Annotated in this window: 21 protein-coding genes and 1 pseudogene; 16 read left to right on the top strand and 6 right to left on the bottom strand. The window is 65.7% G+C overall.

Going from position 1 to position 20919, the window contains the following annotated elements; all coding sequences use genetic code 11:
• Positions 1–331: 331 nt before the first annotated feature.
• Both ABW137_RS24035 and ABW137_RS24030 read right to left on the bottom strand, forming a co-directional pair.
• Complete coding sequence (locus ABW137_RS24035) at positions 332–574, bottom strand: hypothetical protein (protein WP_526403963.1); 243 nt, start codon at positions 572–574, stop codon at positions 332–334.
• Positions 575–996: 422 nt separating this feature from the next.
• Positions 997–2091 carry a helix-turn-helix domain-containing protein gene (locus ABW137_RS24030; RefSeq protein WP_526403962.1) on the bottom strand — a complete coding sequence of 365 codons (1095 nt, stop codon included), beginning with the start codon at positions 2089–2091 and terminating at the stop codon, positions 997–999.
• Positions 2092–2477: 386 nt separating this feature from the next.
• Here ABW137_RS24030 and ABW137_RS24025 point away from each other — a divergent pair, with 386 nt between their 5' ends.
• The 4 genes from ABW137_RS24025 to ABW137_RS24010 all read left to right on the top strand — a co-directional run bounded on the left by ABW137_RS24025 (position 2478) and on the right by ABW137_RS24010 (position 6565).
• Positions 2478–3314, top strand: coding sequence for an alpha/beta hydrolase (locus ABW137_RS24025; protein WP_526403961.1), 837 nt, complete (start codon positions 2478–2480; stop codon positions 3312–3314).
• 145 nt (positions 3315–3459) lie between these two features.
• Positions 3460–3981: a nuclear transport factor 2 family protein gene (locus ABW137_RS24020; protein WP_526403960.1), complete on the top strand. Its 522-nt coding sequence runs from the start codon at positions 3460–3462 to the stop codon at positions 3979–3981.
• A 433-nt stretch (positions 3982–4414) separates the two neighbouring features.
• Entirely contained in the window at positions 4415–5410 is a 996-nt protein-coding gene (locus ABW137_RS24015; protein WP_526403959.1) for an aldo/keto reductase, read from the top strand.
• Positions 5411–5542: 132 nt separating this feature from the next.
• Positions 5543–6565 carry a zinc-dependent alcohol dehydrogenase family protein gene (locus ABW137_RS24010; RefSeq protein WP_526403958.1) on the top strand — a complete coding sequence of 341 codons (1023 nt, stop codon included), beginning with the start codon at positions 5543–5545 and terminating at the stop codon, positions 6563–6565.
• 144 nt (positions 6566–6709) lie between these two features.
• On the opposite strand, the gene ABW137_RS24005 is transcribed toward ABW137_RS24010, so the two are convergent.
• Positions 6710–7081, bottom strand: a complete 372-nt coding sequence (locus tag ABW137_RS24005) for a MerR family transcriptional regulator (RefSeq protein WP_526403957.1) — start codon at positions 7079–7081, stop codon at positions 6710–6712.
• 56 nt (positions 7082–7137) lie between these two features.
• Here ABW137_RS24005 and ABW137_RS24000 point away from each other — a divergent pair, with 56 nt between their 5' ends.
• Positions 7138–8283: a serine hydrolase domain-containing protein gene (locus tag ABW137_RS24000; RefSeq protein WP_526403956.1), complete on the top strand. Its 1146-nt coding sequence runs from the start codon at positions 7138–7140 to the stop codon at positions 8281–8283.
• 10 nt (positions 8284–8293) lie between these two features.
• On the opposite strand, the gene ABW137_RS23995 is transcribed toward ABW137_RS24000, so the two are convergent.
• Positions 8294–9208: a LysR substrate-binding domain-containing protein gene (locus tag ABW137_RS23995; RefSeq protein ID WP_526403955.1), complete on the bottom strand. Its 915-nt coding sequence runs from the start codon at positions 9206–9208 to the stop codon at positions 8294–8296.
• Positions 9209–9390: 182 nt separating this feature from the next.
• Here ABW137_RS23995 and ABW137_RS23990 point away from each other — a divergent pair, with 182 nt between their 5' ends.
• From ABW137_RS23990 to ABW137_RS23980, 3 genes are all read left to right on the top strand, one after another.
• The gene (locus ABW137_RS23990) at positions 9391–10500 is read left to right on the top strand and encodes an FAD-dependent oxidoreductase (RefSeq protein WP_526403954.1); all 1110 of its coding nucleotides are present in this window, start codon (positions 9391–9393) and stop codon (positions 10498–10500) included.
• Between the two features lie 157 nt (positions 10501–10657).
• Entirely contained in the window at positions 10658–11143 is a 486-nt protein-coding gene (locus tag ABW137_RS23985) for a nuclear transport factor 2 family protein (RefSeq protein ID WP_526403953.1), read from the top strand.
• A 197-nt stretch (positions 11144–11340) separates the two neighbouring features.
• Positions 11341–11946, top strand: coding sequence for a VTT domain-containing protein (locus ABW137_RS23980; protein ID WP_526403952.1), 606 nt, complete (start codon positions 11341–11343; stop codon positions 11944–11946).
• Between the two features lie 209 nt (positions 11947–12155).
• Here the strand turns inward: ABW137_RS23980 and ABW137_RS23975 are convergent, their stop codons facing one another.
• Complete coding sequence (locus tag ABW137_RS23975; RefSeq protein WP_526403951.1) at positions 12156–12764, bottom strand: TetR/AcrR family transcriptional regulator; 609 nt, start codon at positions 12762–12764, stop codon at positions 12156–12158.
• Between the two features lie 107 nt (positions 12765–12871).
• On the opposite strand from ABW137_RS23975, the gene ABW137_RS23970 reads away from it, so the two are divergent.
• From ABW137_RS23970 to ABW137_RS23945, 6 genes are all read left to right on the top strand, one after another.
• Entirely contained in the window at positions 12872–14080 is a 1209-nt protein-coding gene (locus tag ABW137_RS23970) for a cytochrome P450 (RefSeq protein WP_526403950.1), read from the top strand.
• Positions 14077–15018 carry an MBL fold metallo-hydrolase gene (locus ABW137_RS23965; protein WP_526403949.1) on the top strand — a complete coding sequence of 314 codons (942 nt, stop codon included), beginning with the start codon at positions 14077–14079 and terminating at the stop codon, positions 15016–15018. The genes ABW137_RS23970 and ABW137_RS23965 overlap by 4 nt, the downstream gene beginning before the upstream one ends.
• Entirely contained in the window at positions 15015–15998 is a 984-nt protein-coding gene (locus ABW137_RS23960) for a fumarylacetoacetate hydrolase family protein (protein WP_526403948.1), read from the top strand. The genes ABW137_RS23965 and ABW137_RS23960 overlap by 4 nt, the downstream gene beginning before the upstream one ends.
• Positions 15995–17902 (top strand): acetoacetate--CoA ligase, encoded by a 1908-nt coding sequence (locus ABW137_RS23955; RefSeq protein WP_526403947.1) that lies wholly within the window; start codon positions 15995–15997, stop codon positions 17900–17902. Before ABW137_RS23960 ends, ABW137_RS23955 begins: the two co-directional genes overlap by 4 nt.
• A gap of 9 nt (positions 17903–17911) precedes the next feature.
• Positions 17912–18874 carry a PDR/VanB family oxidoreductase gene (locus ABW137_RS23950; protein ID WP_526403946.1) on the top strand — a complete coding sequence of 321 codons (963 nt, stop codon included), beginning with the start codon at positions 17912–17914 and terminating at the stop codon, positions 18872–18874.
• Between the two features lie 109 nt (positions 18875–18983).
• Positions 18984–19433 carry a PPOX class F420-dependent oxidoreductase gene (locus tag ABW137_RS23945; protein ID WP_526403945.1) on the top strand — a complete coding sequence of 150 codons (450 nt, stop codon included), beginning with the start codon at positions 18984–18986 and terminating at the stop codon, positions 19431–19433.
• Positions 19434–19506: 73 nt separating this feature from the next.
• On the opposite strand, the pseudogene ABW137_RS23940 reads toward ABW137_RS23945, so the two are convergent.
• Positions 19507–20073: pseudogene (locus ABW137_RS23940) on the bottom strand (TetR/AcrR family transcriptional regulator); the annotation flags it as partial.
• Between the two features lie 98 nt (positions 20074–20171).
• On the opposite strand from ABW137_RS23940, the gene ABW137_RS23935 reads away from it, so the two are divergent.
• Complete coding sequence (locus tag ABW137_RS23935; RefSeq protein WP_526403944.1) at positions 20172–20648, top strand: DUF1772 domain-containing protein; 477 nt, start codon at positions 20172–20174, stop codon at positions 20646–20648.
• Entirely contained in the window at positions 20648–20872 is a 225-nt protein-coding gene (locus tag ABW137_RS23930) for an NIPSNAP domain-containing protein (protein WP_526403943.1), read from the top strand. Before ABW137_RS23935 ends, ABW137_RS23930 begins: the two co-directional genes overlap by 1 nt.
• The last annotated feature ends 47 nt before the right edge of the window (positions 20873–20919 follow it).

The raw sequence follows: 20919 nt of genomic DNA, 5'->3' as shown, positions 1-20919 counted from the left end.
GGCGTCGACTTCCGTCGCTGGCGTCGCCGTCTGGCGAGCGGCGCCCCACCCGCGGCATGCGGCGGGACCGCCGAGGGTGGTATGGGCGCAGGTACGGTGCGTCGACGCACGGCACATATGCGTCGGTGTTCGCGGCAACGTGGGGCTGCCGTGATGAAGCTCGACGCCGGCGGTCAGCACGACGGTGAAACTCCCTGGCCCGCAACGAGCCCGCGCGTTCCATAGTCGTCAAACACTCTGACCCACAACCTGAATCAACCTTTTCACGTCTTCGGTATGCGCAGCAGCGCTGGCGCATGACTTGCCCGGCGCTTCGAGAGAGCACGTCGTGTCAGCACGGGAAGGTGGCCCTCTTGGGGCATGGAGCGGCCGTGAAAGTCGGGGCCGCGAAAGGGGTCTCGGGTGCCCGGGGCGACGCGGTCTTCGTCGTTGTCGCGGCACTCCAACCTCGTGCACTCGCCATGTACGCCGTGTCGCCGGTGCTCGGCTGTTCGAAGCCCAGTGCACCCATCGCGACGATGGCACCGGCGGCGGCGACTGCTGAGAACAGCTTCACGTTCAGTCTGAGTTGCATCAACTTCTCCTTCAACAGAATTGGGCCACGCATCTTCGGGCCGTGGATGGCGAATGAGGGAAAGGGCGCTTGCCAAACAGCTCTTCAGACGACCGGTTCTGGTGGTGCCTGCCGCGAGTCTCCGGCGAGGTCTGCTATCCAAGCTTCAGATGATTTGTGCGACAAGTCATTTCGTCGACAGTGTGAGATCACGGAGTGGGTGCCAGCTCTGCAACGCGGAGTTGCACCCCGCGTTGCAGGCGCGCCGCCCATGGCGACGGCGGAGATCTGTGCCTTGAATCACTTTCCATGGTGAAAAGTATTCGGCGTCACAGTGACTGCCGTCACCCTCCACATGGCGTCGGGTTCGACCATGGGAGTCGCCAGGCGGCGAAGATGCGATGGCGGTGCGACGCGGTGGCGGAGCTCAGGCCAGTAGGAGCTCAGGCCAGTAGATCGGTATCGCGGAGGCGCCGCAGCGCGAGGGCGAGCTGTAGCCGCGCAACCCCGCTCGGCTCGGTAACCCGATAACCCAAGCGTTCCTCGGCGCGCGCCAACCGGGCGGACACCGAGTTGTGATGCAGGTGCATTTGGCGGGCGGCCTCCCGCAACGAACCGGCCTCTACGACCACGTTGAGGGCATTGAGCACGCCAAGGCCGTTTGGCTCGGCCGCGAGCTCATCGATCACGTCGATGTCGACGATTCCGTGGATGTCCTCGCTGCGAAGCCGGGCGGCCAAGAGCTCGAACGGGCCTAGATCTGAGGCAAAGACCACCGGATGAGCGCCCGTGTCGGTGCGCTCCGTGCGAGGGGTGGCGTAACGCAACGCGCGGAGGGCCTTTTGCCACGACGACGGCATGTCGACGGCAAATCCAGTCGAGCCGACTCCGACCGTGACGCCTTCGGGCGTGGCGAGGTCGGGCGGGGATGTACCGACGACTGCCAGGGCGTGCACCGTGCCAATGATCGCCCGACGTGGGCGGGAGCCGTGGCCGACCAATCCGGCTGCCAGGGCGTCGATGCCGTCGATTGGGCCAAGGGCCGCGAGCAGGGTCAACGAAGTGCAAGGTTTGAGACCAAGCAGATGTATGGCACGCGTTCGCTCCGGGGCAGCTGTCGAACCTCCGACCGCCAACTCCAGGAGTGCGGGGTCACCGAGCAGCAGGGTCGGTGCATCTCCGCGCCCGAGGGTGGGGATGGAGGCAATCGCAAGACGCTCCAGCAGTAGCTCATCGAGCGCGAGTGAGCTTTCACCACTGCGTCCGATCCACACATGATGGCCCGCCGCCACTTTCCTGAAGGTGGCTCCTCGTCCGGCGCGCTCGCTGTCCGACGTCCCGTCAGGAAGCGCCCGGGCCGCGAACTGCCCGTCGAGGTCCTGGATACCTACTGCGCAGCCGGCCACGATGGCGGCGCTGCGCAGCAGCTCCTCCAGTTTGACTTCCTGCTCGACAAGCGAATCGAAGAACGTGATCAGCCGGACAGCGCTCTCGGCGTCGGCATCCAGTGCCGACAGCCTCAGCAAGAGCCCACGCACGGTTTCACCTCGAACCTCGCCGGCAACGAAACCTCCAAAGTACCCCCCAACGGTGCGATCGCCAATACCGGTCTTCGTCCAGCTCACCGGACACCGGAGCTATCCAATCGGATCGGTAGGACGCCGAGACAGCGCCGGATGGATGATGACCGGCCGAACCCAACTCGTGACACTGGGAGTCAATCAATCAGGAGGAGGCCGCAGTGAGCTACAGGTTCGACCCGGAGCTGAAACCGTGGATCTCCATGCTTCCGACATTGGACATTCGGGATCTCGCTGGTGCACGCGCACTCATGGCGGCCGCGGAGTCCGAGGCCCCCTTCTCCATGCCCGAGGGCATTTCGATGCAAGCCAGGACTGTGCCGGGACCCGCAGGAGCTCCGGACGTGCCGGTCCTGGTGTTCTCGCCCGATTCGGGCTCGGCGCTGCCAGCACTCGTCTACATGCATGGTGGCGGGTTCGTGCTGGGCGACGCGAATGGCGACAAGGAATTGCCTGCGCTGCTCGCCGCCGAGCTCGGGGCGGTGGTGGTATCGGTTGACTATCGCCTAGCTCCCGAACATCCCTTCCCCGCTGCGCTCGAGGATTGCTACGCCGCGCTTCGGTGGGTTGCCGACGGCACTTCTGAGCTGGCTGTCGACATCGATCGGATTGGGATCGGCGGGGTGAGCGCGGGTGCTGGCCTTGCGGCGGCCACGACGCTGCTTGCCCGTGATAGGGGCGGTCCGGCGCTGCGCTTCCAATTCCTGGACGTTCCCGCGCTCGATGATCGGCTACAGACGACGTCCATGCGTCAGTTCGTCGACACACCCATGTGGAACCTGCCGAACGCGGTTGAGAGCTGGCGCCATTACCTGGGCTCACATGCCGAAGGTGATGCGGTGTCGCCCTTTGCTGCGCCGTCGCGTGCGACGAACCTGTCGGGGCTGCCGCCGGCGTATGTCTGTGTGTGCGAATTCGATCCGCTGCGCGATGAAGGCATCGCGTACGCTCAGCAGCTTTTGCGGGACGGTGTTGCGGCCGAGCTGCATCTGTTTCCGGGCGCATTCCACGGGTCGGGTGGCTTGATTCCGACCGCGGCACTGTCACGTCGGATGCGCGCGGAGTTGATCGACGCGACGCGGCGAGGACTGGCGGCCCGGCTACCGCGCACCGCGCATCGTCCCGCTCAGAGACTCTCCGTTGGGTCCGATGGGCGTGATCCTCAGGACATTCGTGCGTAAGTTCGCTCGACGGCACGCCGCGAACACGACGTGCGCGGCGTCTGGCGGAGGCGATCCTCACCAATGAGAGCTCGCCGGGCAAGGTGCGACGCACCTGCCGGCCCGGTGGATGGATGGCAATCAACGTTGAAGAAATGAGGCAGTCATGAGTTACGGATCCCGCATATTCGCCTTGGTGGCCGCGCCGTTGGCGATCGTATCGCGCCTCGGAATGGTTGGCGGCGAGCCGAGGGGCGGCGACGTGTCAGCAGGGCCCGAGTCAGAAACCGAGTCACGGAACCTTGCGCGGGTGCGCTCGGCCTTCGATGCGTGGAGTGCAGGCACGGGCAGCATATTCGACCTGCTCGATGCAGACGTGACATGGGAAGTCGCCGGCAGCGTGATCGTCGCGGGGACGTACACCAGCAAGGCCGAATTGGAGGCCAAGGTGCTGGAGCCCTTCGGTGCGCGGTTCTCGACTGCCCTCACACCGGTCATTCGCCGGCTGTATGCCGAGGGAGACACCGTGATCGCGTTCTTCGACGCTTCCGGCACGGCGCTCGACGGGAAGCCGTATAGCAATACCTTCGCGTGGTTCCTCCACATGCACGACCTCCGCGTCGTTCGGGCCGAAGTGCTCCTGGACAGTGTCGCCTTCAACGACCTGTGGACAAGGGTTGCGCCGTAATCCATTTCGGATTTCAGCCGGTGTGAGAGTGCGAGACCGCGTCGGTTGAGAGGGCATGCCATGCGCGACTCGAACAACGGGATGAGAGAATCGTGCCGTTCGGGGCATACAACCACGTTCAAGAGCGTTTGCACGGAGAGTGTGTTTCATCAACCCCGTTGTCGGTGAGATCGTCGTTGGCTACCAAACGCTTTCGGTGACCGCGACGGCAGCTCTGCTTTCGTCGCAGAGCCGGGCACCTGCCGCGCCATCGCCGGCCTGACTGGCCGGCATCGTTGGCGTCACCGTCGCGCCGAACAGCCAGTCCCGCCAAGCGAATAGAGCCAAGGCCGTACGCAGAGGTCCGGGCCGAGCGAACGGAGCAGGCGCGGGGATAGCACGAAGGGCGCCTCAGGCAGCCGCCGTTGTTGGCGAACATCGAGAGGAGTGCAGCATGCAGTACCGTAAGTTGGGCAATACTGACGTTGACGTATCGGAGATTTCGCTCGGATCGTGGCTGACCGCCGCCGGTGGCATCGACGAGCAGCGGATCCGCGAATGCCTGGACGCCGCGTTCGAGTGTGGCATCAACTTCTTCGACACGGCCAACGCCTACGGCCAGGGAGCAGCCGAGACCATTTGGGGCAAGCTCCTTTCCGATCGTCCCAGGGATTCGTACGTACTGGCGACCAAGGTGTATTCGCCGATGTCCGACACCGACGCCGGGCTGTCTGCGGCTCAGATCGCCAAGCAGATCGACGCGTCGCTACGCCGATTGGACACCGACTACGTCGACGTCTATTACGCGCACAGATTCGATGTCGAGGTACCCATCGAGGAGACCGTGGAGGCGTTTCAGAAGGTCGTAGCGCAAGGCAAGGCGCGATACCTCGGCTTCAGCGAATGGACGCCTGAGCAGATCCAGGCCGCGGTCGCCTTAGGGGGATCTGATCTCTTCGCGGCGTCGCAACCACAATATTCCATGCTGTGGCAGGCACCAGAGGACGAAGTCTTCGACCTGTGCGCATCACACCAGATCGCCCAGGTCGTCTGGTCGCCGCTGGCCCAAGGCATGCTGACCGGAAAGTACAAAGCTGGTGAGGACCTGCCAGCCGATTCGCGCTTCGCGCATGAAGAGATGAACGTCGCCAAGGGCATTGTCTGGAACCCGGCCGCGCTGCAAGCCGTCGAACGCCTCTCGGGGGCCGCCAAGGACGCCGATATGGCGTTGCCACAGCTCGCTCTTGCGTGGGTCCTTCGTCGCAGCGAAGTCGCGTCGGCGATCATCGGCGCGTCCAGGGCGGGGCAGGTCCGTGCCAACGTCGCGGCCTCGGGCATCACCCTGGATCAGAGTCTCCTCGACGCCGTTGATCTTGCGCTGGGCGATGCCGCGGTGCGGGGTCAGGCGCTGGCGGCGGGCGCTGCTGAGGGAGTCAGGCACCGCCCGTGACGCGCAGTCGACGGAAGGACATCGCCATCAACGTCGACATCGACATCGCCATCGACACCGCCATCAACACAGCCGCAGGCGCAGCGGAGCGCGGCTAACTCCGCCCGCGGCTTGAACCGAAGGGAGCCGATGATGACAGCGACGATGAGGCGTTGGGAGATGGACGATGTGGGCCGGAACTCCCTGCAGCTCAGAGAGGTTCCGATACCAACGCCGAAACCCGGCGAGGTGCTGGTGAACGTTGCAGCGGTGGCACTGAACTACCGGGACAAGATGGTGACCGAAAGCGGGAGAGGGTTGCCGCTTGGCTTTCCCTTCACGCCCGGTTCCGACTTGGCGGGAACCGTGGTGTCGTTGGGTGAGGACGTGACCCGCTTCGACATCGGCGACCACGTCATCTCGACCATGGCCCCTGATTGGATTGCTGGACTTCGGCCCGGCAACGCCCGCACTCCGTCCTACCGGACGCTCGGTGGGTTCTACCCGGGGGTGTTGGCGGACTTCGTCGCGCTACCGCAGGATTGGCTGGTCAGGGCACCGACGACTCTGGATTTCGCCGAAGCTAGCACCTTGGTCTGCGCTGGACTGACGGCGTGGTTCGCACTCGTTGAGCGTGGTCATTTGCATGCCGGCGAAACGGTCCTGGTAGAGGGTACCGGCGGCGTCGCGTTGTTCGGTCTGCAGATCGCCAAGGCGCATGGCGCAGAGGTGATCGTCTCCGGGAGTGCCCACAAGCTGGCACGCGCTCAGGCCATCGGGGCCGACCACGTGATCGACCGGCGGCGAGAGGACTGGGTTGACGCCGTCCTCGGCGTCACCGGCGATCATGGTGCCGATCACGTCCTCGAATTGGTCGGTGGGCCTCACCTCGGTGAGGCTGTCCAGGTGGCGGCCGTCGGTGGGCGCATCTATCAGATCGGTGCGCTGGAGGGGTGGAAGGTGGAGGCGCCGGTGGAGCCAATGCTGTTCAAGGACATTACGATTCACGGCATTGGCACTGGACACCGAAGCGCTCTTGAAGACCTGGTGCGTGCGGTCGACCGCTCCGGTTTGAAGCCGGTGATCGATCGGCGATTTCCACTGGCCGAGCTCACCGCCGCGATGGACCATCTCGATACCGGCGCCTTCGGCAAGGTCGTCGTAGATCTGGGCTAGTGGCAGACCGCGAGTTTCACTGGATCGGGGTTGGCGCCGAGGCGCCGGAATTCCGCATCGTCGTTCCATGACGCCATTCACGATGCCGACAGCGATCTTCGACGAGATGATCCACTTCGCCGCCTGCGGTCACCCGGCTTCACGTCATCGCATTCGATGCTCTTGAAGCTCAGCAAGATAAGCGGTGACGGCGTCACGATTCCGGGTCAGCACGTCGATGCGCTCGGTGAGTGTGTCCCGTTGACGTTCCAGGGTGGCCACCGTCTCGTCGGTAACGCCCTCGAAGACGATCGGCTGGCGCGGTGACTGCAGACAAGGCAAGACAGCTCGGATCACTCGAGTCGACAGGCCCGCGTCCAGCAGTTCTCTGATCTGCATGACTCGACCCAGCGCCGTCTCGTCGTAGTCGCGGTAGTTGTTCGACTCACGCGATGAGACGATCAGGCCTTCTGCCTCATAGAACCGCACCTGGCGCGTCGAGGCACCTGCTCGTGCGGCGAGCTCTCCGATACGCACACCTGGACACTAGCGCTTGACCTTGACGTGGGTGTCAAGGTTTGAGGCTGTCGGGTATGACCGAACTCAGTGGCACCGTCAAGGCGTCCTTTGAACCCGTATACGACGCCGTGGCCAACCAACTGCTCCAAGGCACCGAAGTCGGCCTCTCGCTGGTCGTCGACGTCGACGGTGATCGCGTCGTCGACCTCTGGGGCGGCCATCGCGACGTGGCATCCACGCAGCCGTGGCAGCGCGATTCGATCACCAACGTGTGGTCGATCACCAAGTGCGTGACAAGCCTGGCCGCTCTCTTGCTGGTCGACGCCGGCGAACTCGACGTCTACGCCCCGGTCGCTCGATATTGGCCGGAGTTCGCCTCGAATGACAAGCAACACATCGAAGTACGCCACCTCCTGTCGCACACCTCGGGCGTATCCGGTCTCGAGCATCCCGCGCGGTTGGAAGACTTGTATGACGTTCGCGCAGCGGCTGCTCGGCTGGCCGCGCAGTCACCGTGGTGGCGGCCCGGCTCGGCGTCGGGATATCACGTCTTGACCTACGGCCATCTGATCGGCGAGCTGGTGCAGCGCCTGACCGGCCTGTCGCTGCGGCAGTTCGTCGCCCATCACATCGCCTCGCCGCTGGGAGCCGACTTTCAGCTCGGGCTGCGCGACGTCGATGTCGACCGCGTCGCCGACATCGTCGCACCGACGGTCGACTTCGATGTCACGACTCTCGATCGTGACAGCGTGGCCTACAAGACCTTCACCGGTCCGTCGTTGCACGCGGCCGCGGCCAACACACCGGCGTGGCGAGCAGCCGAGCTGGGTGCAGCCAACGGGCACGGCAATGCCCAGTCACTGGCCCGGGTGCTCTCGCCAATCGCCCTCGCAGGCCACGGCATTCACGGCCGACTACTCAAGCCGGACACCCTGGACCTCATCTTCGACGAACAATCCCGGGGTCAGGACCTCGTCAACGGCTTGCACTTGAGGTGGGGCATCGGCTACGCACTGCCCGATCCGCACACGCTGGGGTGGATTCCTCCCGGACGCGTCGCGTTCTGGGGTGGGTGGGGCGGATCGATCGCGATCATGGACCTCGATCGACGCGTCACCATCACCTACGTCATGAACAAGATGGGGACCGACATCTTGGGGTCCAATCGGGCTGCGCAGTATGTCGCCGCCGTCTATGACGCACTCGGGGTTGGCGATTGACGCGGGCCAGTCAGTGCGGTGTGGCGCCGCTGGAGGTGGCCATGATGTGGCGGGTGCGTTCGCGAAGAAGCTGGTGGATGCGGTCGTGGTGGTTGCGCGGATGCCACGCCATGCCGATCGTCATGTGCGGCAGCGTCAGCGGAATCGCGAACGTACGCAGTCCGAGTGTCTCCAGCATCGGGCCTCCGAGTCGGGCCGGGGCTACGCAGACGACGTCGGTTCCGCGGGTCAGGTGCAGCGCGCTGGCAAAGCTGGGGACGACGGCGACCACACGCCGGCGCAAGCCCAGTTCGGCAAGTTGTTCGTCGATCGGGCCGTGGGCTCGGCCCCGCCGCGACACGACGACGTGATCCGCTGCGGCAAACCGCCGCGCCGTGACCGTCTTTACCCTGGCGAGAGGGTGTTTCGGCCGAACCGCGCCGACAAGCGTTTCGATGAACAGTGTCTCCGAAAGGATTTCGGGATCACCCTGGCGGATGATCCCGATTTCGAGATCCACGAGTCCGTCCCGTAGGGCGGAGGTGTCCTCGAGGCCCTCTGGACGCACCCGCAGCGAGATGCCGGGCGCCTCGACCCGCAGGTCATCGAGGAGCGAAGGGATGAACGTCGTCGACAGCATGTCCGCCACCTGTAGGTCGAGCGTGCGCACTGCGGTCCGAGGATCGGCAGCGTTCGACGGGGTGAACAATGCTCGCGCTCGGGTCGCGACTGCATGTACCTCGCCACGCAACTCCAGCGCTCGGGGTGTGGGAACGAGGTCGCGTCCGGCCCGCACGAGGAGGGGGTCGTCGAACGCACGTCGTAGGCGGGCCAGGGCGCGACTCACCGCTGGAGCCGAAATGTGCAGGCGCGCCGCGGCCTTCGTGACGCTGTTCTCGGACAGCAGAGCGTCCAACACCTCGACGAGGTTCAAGTCGTAGTCCATTCCCCGATTATCACTGGAGCAATGACTATGTACCAACATTGCACTGGAGTTAATCGGACCGCGTCTCTAGCGTCAGAAACAGCACGACGACACAGAGGAGCACACATGGACACACACACGCACTCGGGGCGCCACCGCGGCGCGCGTTGCGGAAGTCCGACCACGGCCGGAAGTGAGCAGTGATGCGCGCTGCCGTGATCGGTGCCGGAATCATCGGTCTCACGAGCGGACTGGCGCTGCGTCGCGCCGGCATCGAGGTCAAGGTCTACGAGCGCGCTCCGGAGATCCGCGCCGCCGGCACCGGCTTGGGGCTGTGGGACAACGCGATGGAGGTCTTCGATGAGCTCGACATCGGTCAGCAGGTGCGCGCCATCGGCAAACCCGGCGAGATGTACTTCCACGACGCGGCCGGACAGCTGCTCGACACCCCGGAGTTTGGGGCCGAGTTCCACGAGTTTCTGTTGGTGCACCGCGCAAAGCTGAACGACCTGCTCGCCTATGCCGTCGGACCGGAGAACATCTGCCTGGCCACCGGTTTCGAAGCCTACGAGGAGCACGAGGAACACGTCACGGTCCGGTTGTCCGATGGCAGCGAGGAGGACGTCGACGTACTCATCGGCGCTGACGGGGTGTACTCGTCGGTGCGCACGCAGTTGGTGCCTGGCGCTGCGGCGCAGGAACATCCCGGCCACCACGTCTGGCGCGCGCTCATCCCAGAACCCGCGACCGCGGTGACCGAAGATCGGCTGATTCTGGGTACCGACGGCTGCCGCGGGGGCTACGTACGCACCTACGACGGCGGCGTGTACTGGCTGGTGAACCAATTCAACACGCCTGCGCTAACCGGCACCCTCAAACAGCAGGTCCTGGAGCGAGCCGCGCACCTCGGCGAGGACGGACGCAACCAGATCTTGGTCGATCTGATCGGCGCGACTCCCGAGCAGGAGATCCTGCACAACCAGATCATGATCGTGCCACCGCTACCGCATTGGGTGTCCTCGCACGTCGCGCTGGCAGGCGACTCGGCCCACGCGATGTCGCCGCACATCACTGCGGGCGCGACGCTGGGCATCGAGGACGCCGCCCTCCTCGGCCGACTGCTCACCGCACCTGCCGACGTCCCCGCCGCGCTCGCCACCTACGAAGCCGACCGAATGCCGCGATACGCACACGTCGCACGACTGTCCGCCGCGGTCGAGCACGCGCCGACGCCAAGGGAATTCGCGCGGAACTACGCCGCATTCCACCACTGGATGCTCACGGCGTCCGCAGCGAATCGCATATCGGGATGACCCCCACCTCTTGCATCGACGCGCCCAACGGTATCGCGCTCGCAGCCACGGGACATTCGCTGCGCCACGACCGGGTACGCCATCGTGGCGTGAAGGACCTTCTGATACTGCCGCTCCCACGCGACTGGAAAGGAGCCGGGGCTCAGGGGGGACGGGGATGAGCGCGCTGGAAGACCTGGTGGACCGGGCGGCCATCGCAGACATCGTCGCCGGCCTCGCCCATGCACAAGACGACCGGGACTGGGATGCCTTGCGAGACTTGTTCACCAGCGAGTTGACCCTTGACTTGTCGGCCCACTACTTCGGCAGGCCCCCGACGGTCATGACCGTCACCGACCTGGTCGAACTTGCTCGTAAGAGCCTGACGGGTTTCGACTGCACCCACCACGCCGCCTCCAACCTCGTCGTGGCGCTGTCGGGCGATGAGGCCGAGTGCCGTGCGCACGTGGTCGCCTACCACCATGTCCCGGCGCGAGCTGGCGTCGTCGATTACTGCACGATGCGCGGCTACTGGCAGCTCAAGCTGCGAAGAGCCAACCAGCACTGGGCAATTCACCACTGGGCGGTGATCCGTACCGCCGCCTGGGAAGGATGCCCGGACGTGTATGACCTGGCTGCCGCCCGCGCCATCACCCCGTCCTGACCGGCCTTCATGCGCTCAGGATGCACTCCCTAGAAGCGAAGTAGGTCAACCATGTGCAAGAGACTCGGGTCCATCCCCCACTCGGGCCGTTGGGCGCCGGTGGCGCTTGACGGCGTGACGCGGCGTCCAGTCACGTCGTTCGGTCCGAACGCCGTCCGCGCGCTGAGCGAACCTAGGCAGACTCAAGGCAGCGCGTCATGATCGACTGGCTGCGGCTCGCCGAAGACCTGGTCTCGTCGCCCTGGTTGTACGTCGTCTTGATCTCGGTTTCATTGCTCGACTCGTTCCTTCCTGCCATCCCAAGCGAACCCGTCGTCGTCATCGCAGGCGTCTACGCGGCCAGCGGCGACACGCAACTCCCCGCCGTCATCGTTGCCACGGCACTAGGGGCCTTCCTCGGCGATATGGTCCCCTACGGGCTCGGTCGTGTCATGGCCGATCGCGTTCTCGACCACCTTCCGCCGGGGACCAGACGGCGCAAGGCGCACGATTGGCTCGGCGCCGAACTCGAAGCCCGCGCGGGCTATGTGCTGATCACCTCCCGCTTCATCCCGGTCGGCCGGTACCTGGTCACGCTCACCGCGGGCATCACCCGTCTCGGTTGGCCCAAATTCGCGGGCTACACGGCAGTCTCTTGCACGGCGTGGAGCACATACACCGCCCTCGCCGGCTATGCAGGTGGCACGCTGTTCCAAGACAACACGTTGATGGGGATCGGCGTGGGCGTCGGGCTGGCCGTCCTCGTCAGCGCTGGCGTCGAGGGGACGCGGTACCTGCAGCGGCGCTGGGCGCGCGCACGCTGATCCGCAACCATCACCGCCTGGCGGGACTCGCGGCAGCGCCCGCTGAACGTGTGCCGCAATCTCCTGCGGCCCAACGAGTTACGCCAAACACCACACTCGACACGTTCACACGGCGCCAGACGATGCGAGGTACGTGCAGCCGAGTCGCCAACCACGTCAGGACGCCAACGACTCCGATGTGTTGGGCGCGCGACTTGGACGTGTGCGCGTCATGCGGGACGCGGATCAGGCGGTGTCGTCACTGCGCGAAGCACGAGCGCGATCGCGCTGTCGACCCTCTCGTGAAGCACGGTGTCGGGTTCCCGAACCCATCTGAAGACGGCGCCCTGGAGGACGTCGCTGAGCGCGCGAGCAGCCACGGCGACGTCCACGGCCTGATCGATTCTCCCGTGCTCTTGACCGTCCTTCAGGAACGGGGTGACGTCCGCCAGCAGTTGCGACTCGTACCGGGCCGGTCCGAGCGCGGCGGTCCAGCCGAGCATCATTTGTCGACTCAGTTCGGGTTCTGACTCCACGGCCTCGCTGATCACCCGGAAGTAGGCTCGGATGCGCTTCGAGACGTCATCGGTGCGTGCGTTCGTGACTTCCTCGACGGCCTGGTCGGCTATCTGCCTGACCCAAAGCATCGGGATGTCGCCCTTGTTTGGGAAGTGGTTGAACGCCGTCCGGCGGGAGGCGCCGGCCTCCGCAGCGATTTCCGCCATGGTCGTGTCCTGGTAACCCTGCGCGACGAAGAGCTTCGCGGCGGCGTCGAACAGCGACTTCCTCGTCCTCAAGGCGCGCGGGTTCGACAGGGGCGACGGCGGCGCAGTGGGCATGTTCCTCGCTCCATTTCGACATTGCCTTGACCAAGAGTGCACCCGAGTGCAACTATGACCTGGACCACATGCACCCGAGTGCAAGTCCGTCCTGATGAAGGAGTGGCATGGCAAATCTAGCGCCCACGACAGAGCCGACCGACTTAGACCCGTATTCGCCCCAGGCGCAGCTCGATCCATATCCCTATTACGACCGACTGCGCCAACGCGGCCCGGCCACCTACGTACCGCACCGCGATGTCTGGCTGGTGCCAGGGCATTCCGAGGCAGTCCACGTATTGCGCAACCATGCCGAGTTCGTGTCTGCCGACGGGGTCACCTTCGACGTGCCGTCGACCAGGACCGAGCGGTTCCCGTTGATCGAGAATGACCCCCCGCTCCACGACCGCATCCGCCGGTCCGTGCAGCCCTCCTTCTCCAAGAGGGCAATCGAGGCCCTTCGCCCCGGTGTCGAGGCAGCTGCCGCGACGATTGCGCAGGATGCGCTCGAGAAGGGCGAATTCGATGCGGTCCAGGTGTTGGCGCAGGCGATGCCCGACCAGGCGATGACCCTGTTGACGGGAGTCACCCCGCCAAGCGCGCAGACCCTGGCCGATTGGAGCGACGCCACCAGCCGTGGTGAGGAGCCCTCCGGGACCGAGGAACACGCCGCGCTGGTCATGGAAGCGCTGACGTGGCTCGTCGGCGAGGGATTGCCGAACATGCCCGCCCACTGCCTTGGTCGGTTGATCGTGGACTCCGGAGGGACCGACGGCGGTCTCGAAGAGGAGGGCTCGCAGCGCCTGATGACCCTGGCCTCGATCTGGTTGGCAGGCATCGACTCGACCGGCGCACTTCTCGGCAACGCAATCAACGCGTTCATCGACAACCCTGACCAGTGGGATCTGCTGCGCAGCCAGCCGGACCTGATCCCGAACGCCGCCGAGGAGCTCTTGCGCTTCGGCACCCCGTTCAGGACCTTCTACCGGAGGACCCGCGCTGCGGCCGAGATCGGCGGCGTCGAGGTTCCTGCGGGCGCGCGTGTCAGCGTCATGCTGGCGGCCGCCAACCGCGATCCTCGACAGTTTGCAGACCCGCACCGGCTCGACGTCACGCGCCAAAACGCCCGAACCCATTTGGGATTCGGCAACGGGCTGCACGTGTGCCTCGGCTCGCCCCTCGCCAGGATGGAGGTCGTGTCGCTGCTGACCGAACTCACCCGCAGGGTGGTCCGATTCGAGCGCACCGACGAGGCGCTCAGAAGCCCCAGTCAAACCGTGCACAAGTTCGACACGCTGCCAGTCCGCGTCGTCCCCGCAGAAGGAGCAACGAAATGACCTACGACAAGGGCCCCCACGACCTCGGCGCCGGCTGCTTCGCATGGCTCTTCCCCGACGGCCACTGGGCGGAAAGCAACACCGGTCTCGTATGCGGCGAGGGCGAATCGCTGCTAGTGGACACGCTTTACGACCTCGGCCACACCAGGGAGATGCTCGGGGCGTACGCGCCGCTTACGGCCGATCATCCGATCCTGACCCTCGTCAACACACACTCCGACGGTGACCACTGGTTCGGCAACCAACTCGTCGCCGGAGACGGGGTGGACATCATTGCGTCCAAGGCTGCTGCCGAGCTGATGACCCAGCACAACGTCGACGAGATGGGCGCCCTGCCCCACAGGCACGACCACATCGGGGAGTTCATCCGTCCCATCGCAGCAAACTTCGACCTCCGGGGGATCGTCCCTACCCCGCCGAACCGCACGTTCAGCGGACGTCTGGACCTCGACATCGGCGGGCGAGAAGTGCGACTCATCGAAGTGGGACCCGCGCATACCGACGGGGACGTGCTGATCCATGTGCCGGAGGCAAACGTGGTCTACACCGGAGACATCGTGTTCGTTGGCGGAGCTCCGCTGGTCTGGACCGGGCCCATCTCGGGCTGCATCGCCGCGTGCGACCAGATCCTCGGCCTCGAACCTGCGGTCGTCGTACCCGGCCACGGGCCGTTGACCGATGGCAAGGGTGTCCGTCGCGTCCGCGAGTACCTCGAGCACGTTGCGACAGAGGCAACCGCACGCTTCGAGGCGGGCCTCACCGTCGAGGAGGCCGTCGACTCAATCGACATGACACCTTTCGACGACATGTCGGAGCGGGGGCGGATCGCCGCCAACGTCTTGAACGTCTACGAGGAGCTCGACTCCACGCGCCCGCGGGCCGATCGACTGGAGCAGTTCGGCCGGATCGCCGCCTTGGAACTCGGGGTGGACGCATGAAGATCGCACGGATCGACGTCGACGGCTCGACCCGGCTGGGCCTAGTGGAACACGACCGCGTCCAGCCGCTGACCGCCGACGTCGAGCTGGTGGATCTCCTCTCCGCCTCCCCTGCCGAGCGCCAGGAAATAGCCGACCGGAGCAAGGACGGCTCGACGCTCGCGTTGGCGGACGTACGTCTACGGGCCTCGATCGAACCCACGACCCTCAGGGACTTCCTGACCTTCGAGGAGCATCTCGAAGGCAGCTTGAAGATTCTCGACGCAACCGAGCCCCATCCGGTCTGGTACGAGATGCCGGTGTTCCTGTTCTACAACAGCAATGCGGTGCTCGGGCCGGGCGACCCCGTGGCAGTGCCGCCCGGCTGTGAGCTGCTGGACTTCGAGCTCGAGCTAGCAGTGGTGATCGGCAAGGCAGGCAGGGACTTGACCCCCGAGCAGGCAAGCGAGCACATCGCTGGGTACACGCTCTTCAACGACTGGTCGGCACGTGACCTGATGGCGCCCGTGATCCCGTTCGGAATGGGGCCGATGAAGGGCAAGGACTTCGCCAACTCCTTCGGACCATGGATCGTCACCCCCGACGAGCTCGAGCCCTATCGACGTGACGGCAGGCTCGCTCTGGAACTCCATGCGGAGCTCAATGGCGTCCCGCTTCCGGCGGGCGGTGACAACTCCGTGAACATGGCGTGGTCCTTCGAGGAGATGATCGCGTTCGCGTCGCGCGGCACCGAGCTCAAGCCGGGTGACGTGCTGGGGTCCGGGACGTGCGGCGGGGGCTGCCTGCTTGAGTACTGGGCCCACCTCGACACGGTGCAGGTCCCCCCACTGAAGCCGGGCGACGTGGTGACGTTGGTTGCCGAGGGTATCGGGGCGTTGTCCAACACGATCGTCGCCGGAGTCGACGCGACGGCTCTGCCGAAGGCGCGGGTGGGTCAGCAGCGCCGCCGACGTTCGTGGACACCCGTGGGGCGCAGATGACGGAGGAGCCGACGATCGCCGCCTTCACGCGTCTCGCCAGCTCGTACGGCGGGCCTGGGGTCGAGGCGTCCTACGAGGAGCTATGGGAGTGGTCCGTCCGAGACACCACGGCTTTTTGGAGCGCGGTAGGCCAGTACTGCGAGCTGGCGTGGGAGACCGAGCCCCACGCGATCACCGACGGCGCCGCGATGCCGACGACGCGGTGGTTTCCCGGTGGGCGCATCAACTACGTGTCCCAAGTGTTCGCGCAGCGTCGCGCCGGTCCGGCCGTCGTGGGTCACGACGAGACGGGGATCAGCCAAACCCTGTCCTGGTCTGAGTTGGAGGAGCAGGTGGGGGCTCTCGCCGCGACACTGGTCGACCTGGGAGTGACTGCGGGTGACCGCGTGATCGGTTACCTGCCGGACCGTCCCGAGGCGATCGTGGCGTTTCTCGCTGCCGCGAGCCTCGGCGCGGTGTGGGCAGGCTGTGGCGCCGACCTAGCCGGGGACGCAGTCCTGGCCCGGATGACCCAGCTCGAGCCCACCTGCTTGGTTGCGGCCTCCGGCTACCACCATCGGGGCCGGTGGGTCGACCGGACAACCGACGTCGAGGCCGTACGCAAGGGGCTGCCCAGCCTGCGTGGCACCGTGCTGGTCGGGGACGGCCATGCGGCGAACGGCAGCACACTCGCGTGGGGCGTGGCCGTGAAACCAGCCGTGCATCAGCACTTTCCAGTGCCGGTACCATCCGAGCACCCGTTGTGGGTTCTCTTCAGCTCGGGGACGACCGGACCGCCCAAAGGCATCGTGCACAGCCACGCCGGGGTCGTCGTCGAGCACCTGAAGACACTGCGCCTGCTCTTCGACATGAGACCGGGCGACCAGTTCTTCTGGTACACGACGCTCAACTGGATGATGTGGAACCTGCGCCTGGGCGGACTCCTCTGCGGCGCGACGGTCCACTGCTTCGACGGAGCCCCAACGGCCCGTGCGCTGTGGGAGGTCGCTGAACGCGGGCGCGTCACCCACCTTGGAGTCAGCCCAGGGTATTTGAGTGTCTCCCGAGACGCCGAATTGCACCCCGCCGCCGACTTCGACCTCAGCTCACTACGGATGCTGGGCTGCACCGGTTCCGTGCTCACCGCGGCCGTGCACCAATGGGCCGCCGACGAGCTCGGACCAGACGTGACCGTCAGCTCGTCCAGCGGCGGAACAGATGTCGTCAGTGGCTTCGCCGGTGGTGTGCCGACGATGCAGAGCCGTCCTGGTGAGATCGCTGCGCGCTGGTTGGGCGTCGACATGCACGCCTGGTCAGCCGATGGCGAGCCGCTGATTGGCGAGGTAGGCGAACTCGTGGTGACCACGCCCATGCCGTCGATGCCGATCAGATTCTGGAACGACCCCGATGGAAGTCGTTACCGCAGTGCGTACTTCGAGGAGTTCCCCGGGGTATGGCGGCACGGCGACTGGGTCGAAGTGACCGACCGCGGGTCGGTCGTCATCCACGGTCGGTCCGACGCAACGTTGAACCGACACGGCATCCGCATGGGCAGCGCGGACATCTGCCAGGCGGTCGAGGACCTGCCGGAGGTGACCGAGGCGCTCGTGGTCGGTGTCGAGGAACCGGACGGTGGCTATTGGATGCCGATGTTCGTGACGCTCACCGAAGGGGATCGCCTCGACGAAGAACTGGTCGCGACGATCCAGGCAGCCGTGCGCGACAGGGTTTCGCCGCGTCACGTCCCGGACGAAGTGATCGAGGCGCCTGGGATCCCGCACACGTTGACCGGCAAGAAGCTCGAGGTGCCCGTCAAGAACATCCTCAGAGGATCGACCGTTGCGGCTCACGTCGGCGCGATCGATCAGCCCAGTCTCCTTGACTTCTTCCAAAGGGTGCGGGACCGCCGCCACGCCGCTAGATGAGGTGAATCCATGCCAACCCCCGAGACACTCGACCTGATCCTGCTTCGGAAGGAGACCGTTGCCGAAGGCGTCGTCCAGCTCAGACTGGGACGCCAGGACAACGGTGCCCTCCCTGCCTGGGAGCCTGGCGCGCACATCGACCTGCACGTGGGCGGGCACCCGATGATGGTCCGTCAGTACTCGCTGTGCTCCTCGCCTGCCGACCGCGACCACTACGAAGTCGCCGTCCTCCGCGAGCCAACCAGCCGCGGGGGGTCGTCGTACATCGTCGACCGCCTCAAACCCGGCGACAACGTGCCAATCAGCCTTCCTCGCAACCATTTCGCGCTGGTTCCGTCCCGGCGGTACGTGTTCGTGGCCGGAGGCATCGGCATCACTCCGATGATCCCGATGATCGACGCCGCCGAGGCGTCCGGGTCCGACTGGACCCTTCTGTACGGCGGGCGTACCCGTGGGTCGATGGCCTTCGCCGACGAGCTCGCCGCGGCATGGGGCCCGCAGGTGAGTGTGCGGCCCGAGGACGAGCACGGGCTGCTCGACGTGACGAGCCTGCTCTCCTCCCCCGCACCGGACACAGCGATCTACTGCTGCGGACCAGGCCCGCTGCTCAACGCAGTCGAGGCGGCGTGCGCGTCGTGGCCACCGGGCGCGCTGCACATGGAGAGGTTCGCCCCAGACCCGGATGTGTCCTCTGGTGCCGAGAACACGGCGTTCGAGGTCGAATTCGCCAAGTGCGGTGTCACGCTCACGATCCCAGCGGACCGATCGATCATGGAGGTGGCAGAGGAGGCGGGCATCCCGATCGTCTACTCCTGCGAGGAAGGCACCTGCGGCGTCTGTGAGACGGCGGTTCTCAGCGGCGAGCCCGACCACCGCGACTCGGTGCTGGCGGACCCAGAACGCCGGGCGGGCGCCAGCATGATGATCTGCGTCTCGCGCGCAAGATCTTCCCGTCTCGTCCTCGATGCGTGATGACCTTGCCGAAACGAAATTCACCCCGCACCCAGCGGAGCCGACCGAGGTCGTGCAGGCATGTCTGCACGACCGTTAGGCGGCGAAACCACACGAAAGGTCTTACGACATGAATCTCGATGGATCCGCCCGCGCACTGATCGGCCCCGGGGCTGACGCAACGCTGGTCACGCTGAATGCCGATGGCAGTCCGCAGGTCTCGGTAGTCTGGGTGGCCTTGCGGTCAGCGCCCGAAGGCGATGAACTGGTGACCGCTCATCTCAACGAGTACCGCAAGACCCGCAACATCCGCCGCGACGGGCGGGTCGCCGTCACCATTCTCGCCCCCAAGATCGCGGGACAGCCGACGCCGTACCTGTCGATCACCGGTACGGCGCGAGTCGTCGATGGCGGAGCCCCCGAACTATCCGTCGAGTTGGCTGAGGCGATGCTCGGGTCGAGCGAGCAGTTCCCCCCGCCCGACGCGCCAGCCGGATTCGTGACCCGCATCAAGATCGAGAAGGTCGGCGGCAGCCTCATCAAAGCACCGGTCTCCTGGGGGGCCCTTGACCCCAAGTAGTGGACACGGAACCGGGGCGGCGGCGCGGAGCTCGTTCAACACCTGCACCGGTCGTCGTTGGGTTGTGTTTCGGCGTGAGCTGGTCGACGAGCAGCTGGGCACGTTCTGAGTCGTGGCCAGGGCGTAGTCGGCCGGTACTGCGGAGAGTGACCAGTCCGTGCAGCGCACCCCACAACACCTCGGTGAGCGCGTCGGCATCCTGTTCGTCGGCGAAGGGGCCGACCGCGTTGCGCAACTCGGCGAAGGCCGCTGTCAGCTCAGGCGGTGCGTCGTGGGCGGCGAAGCGCAAGGTGGTCGCGCGGGTGAACATTGCGTCACAGACGGCAGGGTGGTCGCGGGCGAAGTCGAGATAGGCGTGCGCGATTCGGGTCAGGGCGGTGCCGGCTGCGCCCTGGCAGGATCGGGCGGCCCGAATCACGTCGACGAGCTCGCCGAACCCGTCGATGGCAACGGCATCGACGAGTTGTCCCATGCCTGCGAAGTGCTTGTACAGCACGGGCTGGCTGTATTCGATCTCGGTGGACAGCCGCCGGGTGGTGACGGCGTCCCAGCCTTCGGCCTCGGCCACCTTGCGGGCCGTGGTGACGATGAGCCGCCTGCGGGCGGCCCGCTCGCGCTCTCGGCGATCCTCGATGGGCATGCCGAACAATAGCACCGCTACGAGCGCTAGCACTGCTATTGACGACGAACGGGTCGGGGGTTAGCGTTGCTAGCACTTACCACCGACGGGAGAACGACATGGCCTGGGATCTCATCACCCATACGGCCGCGCTGATCGCGGTGCTGACCACCGCAGTGGTCTATGGCACCGACGTGTTCTGCGCGATCGTGTTGCGACCAGCCCTGGCGAGGATCGACGACCGCGCTCTGGCCACGGTGACGGGAAACGTGCACCGATACGGCGACCGACGCATGCCGGTGCCCGGCGCGATCGGGGTTCTCGCCACCGCGGTCTCCACGGTGCTGGCTGCGGTGACCGCGCACTGGGCGCAGGCCGGCGCGGCGGCCGTCGCGTTGGTCGCGCTGTTGGTCTGGCTTGTCTTCTACGCAAAGGTGAGCGCTCCGATCAATCGACAACTGACCGAAGCCGCCGACACCGGGCAGGTGCTGCCGAATGTCCGCGTGCTGCAAGCACAGTGGGACCGCATCATCGGCATTCGCGCCACCTTGCAAGGGCTGGCACTGACCGCGCTATGCGTAGCGCTGGCGATCTGATGATTCAACTCAGGATCTATACCCTGCGGTCGCCCAATGCTCTGCGACGCTACGCGACCGTTCACTGGGCCCGCCACCTGACCACCTTCACCACATTCGGGGTCACCATCCACGGTGTCTGGACGGAGCACAGCGACAGCGCCCACCGACTCGTCGCGCTGGTCCGCTATCCACCGGGCGCCGACCCGGAACACCTGACGCGGCAGATAATGGCGAGCCCGTAATTCGCCGCCTAATTGGCCTATTTCGACGTCGACGACATCGTCGACGT

Origin of the sequence: Mycobacterium sp. (assembly GCF_040509115.1) — a bacterium.
GTDB lineage: Bacteria > Actinomycetota > Actinomycetes > Mycobacteriales > Mycobacteriaceae > Mycobacterium.
This window is presented reverse-complemented; position numbering and strand designations above follow the sequence as displayed.

Coding starts and splice junctions, on each gene's coding strand:
- ABW137_RS24035 (WP_526403963.1), bottom strand. CDS start 574: ATGCAACTCAGACTGAACGTGAAGCTGTTCTCAGCAGTCGCCGCCGCC.
- ABW137_RS24020 (WP_526403960.1), top strand. CDS start 3,460: ATGAGTTACGGATCCCGCATATTCGCCTTGGTGGCCGCGCCGTTGGCG.
- ABW137_RS24015 (WP_526403959.1), top strand. CDS start 4,415: ATGCAGTACCGTAAGTTGGGCAATACTGACGTTGACGTATCGGAGATT.
- ABW137_RS24010 (WP_526403958.1), top strand. CDS start 5,543: ATGACAGCGACGATGAGGCGTTGGGAGATGGACGATGTGGGCCGGAAC.
- ABW137_RS24000 (WP_526403956.1), top strand. CDS start 7,138: ATGACCGAACTCAGTGGCACCGTCAAGGCGTCCTTTGAACCCGTATAC.
- ABW137_RS23995 (WP_526403955.1), bottom strand. CDS start 9,208: ATGGACTACGACTTGAACCTCGTCGAGGTGTTGGACGCTCTGCTGTCC.
- ABW137_RS23990 (WP_526403954.1), top strand. CDS start 9,391: ATGCGCGCTGCCGTGATCGGTGCCGGAATCATCGGTCTCACGAGCGGA.
- ABW137_RS23985 (WP_526403953.1), top strand. CDS start 10,658: ATGAGCGCGCTGGAAGACCTGGTGGACCGGGCGGCCATCGCAGACATC.
- ABW137_RS23980 (WP_526403952.1), top strand. CDS start 11,341: ATGATCGACTGGCTGCGGCTCGCCGAAGACCTGGTCTCGTCGCCCTGG.
- ABW137_RS23975 (WP_526403951.1), bottom strand. CDS start 12,764: ATGCCCACTGCGCCGCCGTCGCCCCTGTCGAACCCGCGCGCCTTGAGG.
- ABW137_RS23970 (WP_526403950.1), top strand. CDS start 12,872: ATGGCAAATCTAGCGCCCACGACAGAGCCGACCGACTTAGACCCGTAT.
- ABW137_RS23965 (WP_526403949.1), top strand. CDS start 14,077: ATGACCTACGACAAGGGCCCCCACGACCTCGGCGCCGGCTGCTTCGCA.
- ABW137_RS23960 (WP_526403948.1), top strand. CDS start 15,015: ATGAAGATCGCACGGATCGACGTCGACGGCTCGACCCGGCTGGGCCTA.
- ABW137_RS23955 (WP_526403947.1), top strand. CDS start 15,995: ATGACGGAGGAGCCGACGATCGCCGCCTTCACGCGTCTCGCCAGCTCG.
- ABW137_RS23950 (WP_526403946.1), top strand. CDS start 17,912: ATGCCAACCCCCGAGACACTCGACCTGATCCTGCTTCGGAAGGAGACC.
- ABW137_RS23945 (WP_526403945.1), top strand. CDS start 18,984: ATGAATCTCGATGGATCCGCCCGCGCACTGATCGGCCCCGGGGCTGAC.
- ABW137_RS23935 (WP_526403944.1), top strand. CDS start 20,172: ATGGCCTGGGATCTCATCACCCATACGGCCGCGCTGATCGCGGTGCTG.
- ABW137_RS23930 (WP_526403943.1), top strand. CDS start 20,648: ATGATTCAACTCAGGATCTATACCCTGCGGTCGCCCAATGCTCTGCGA.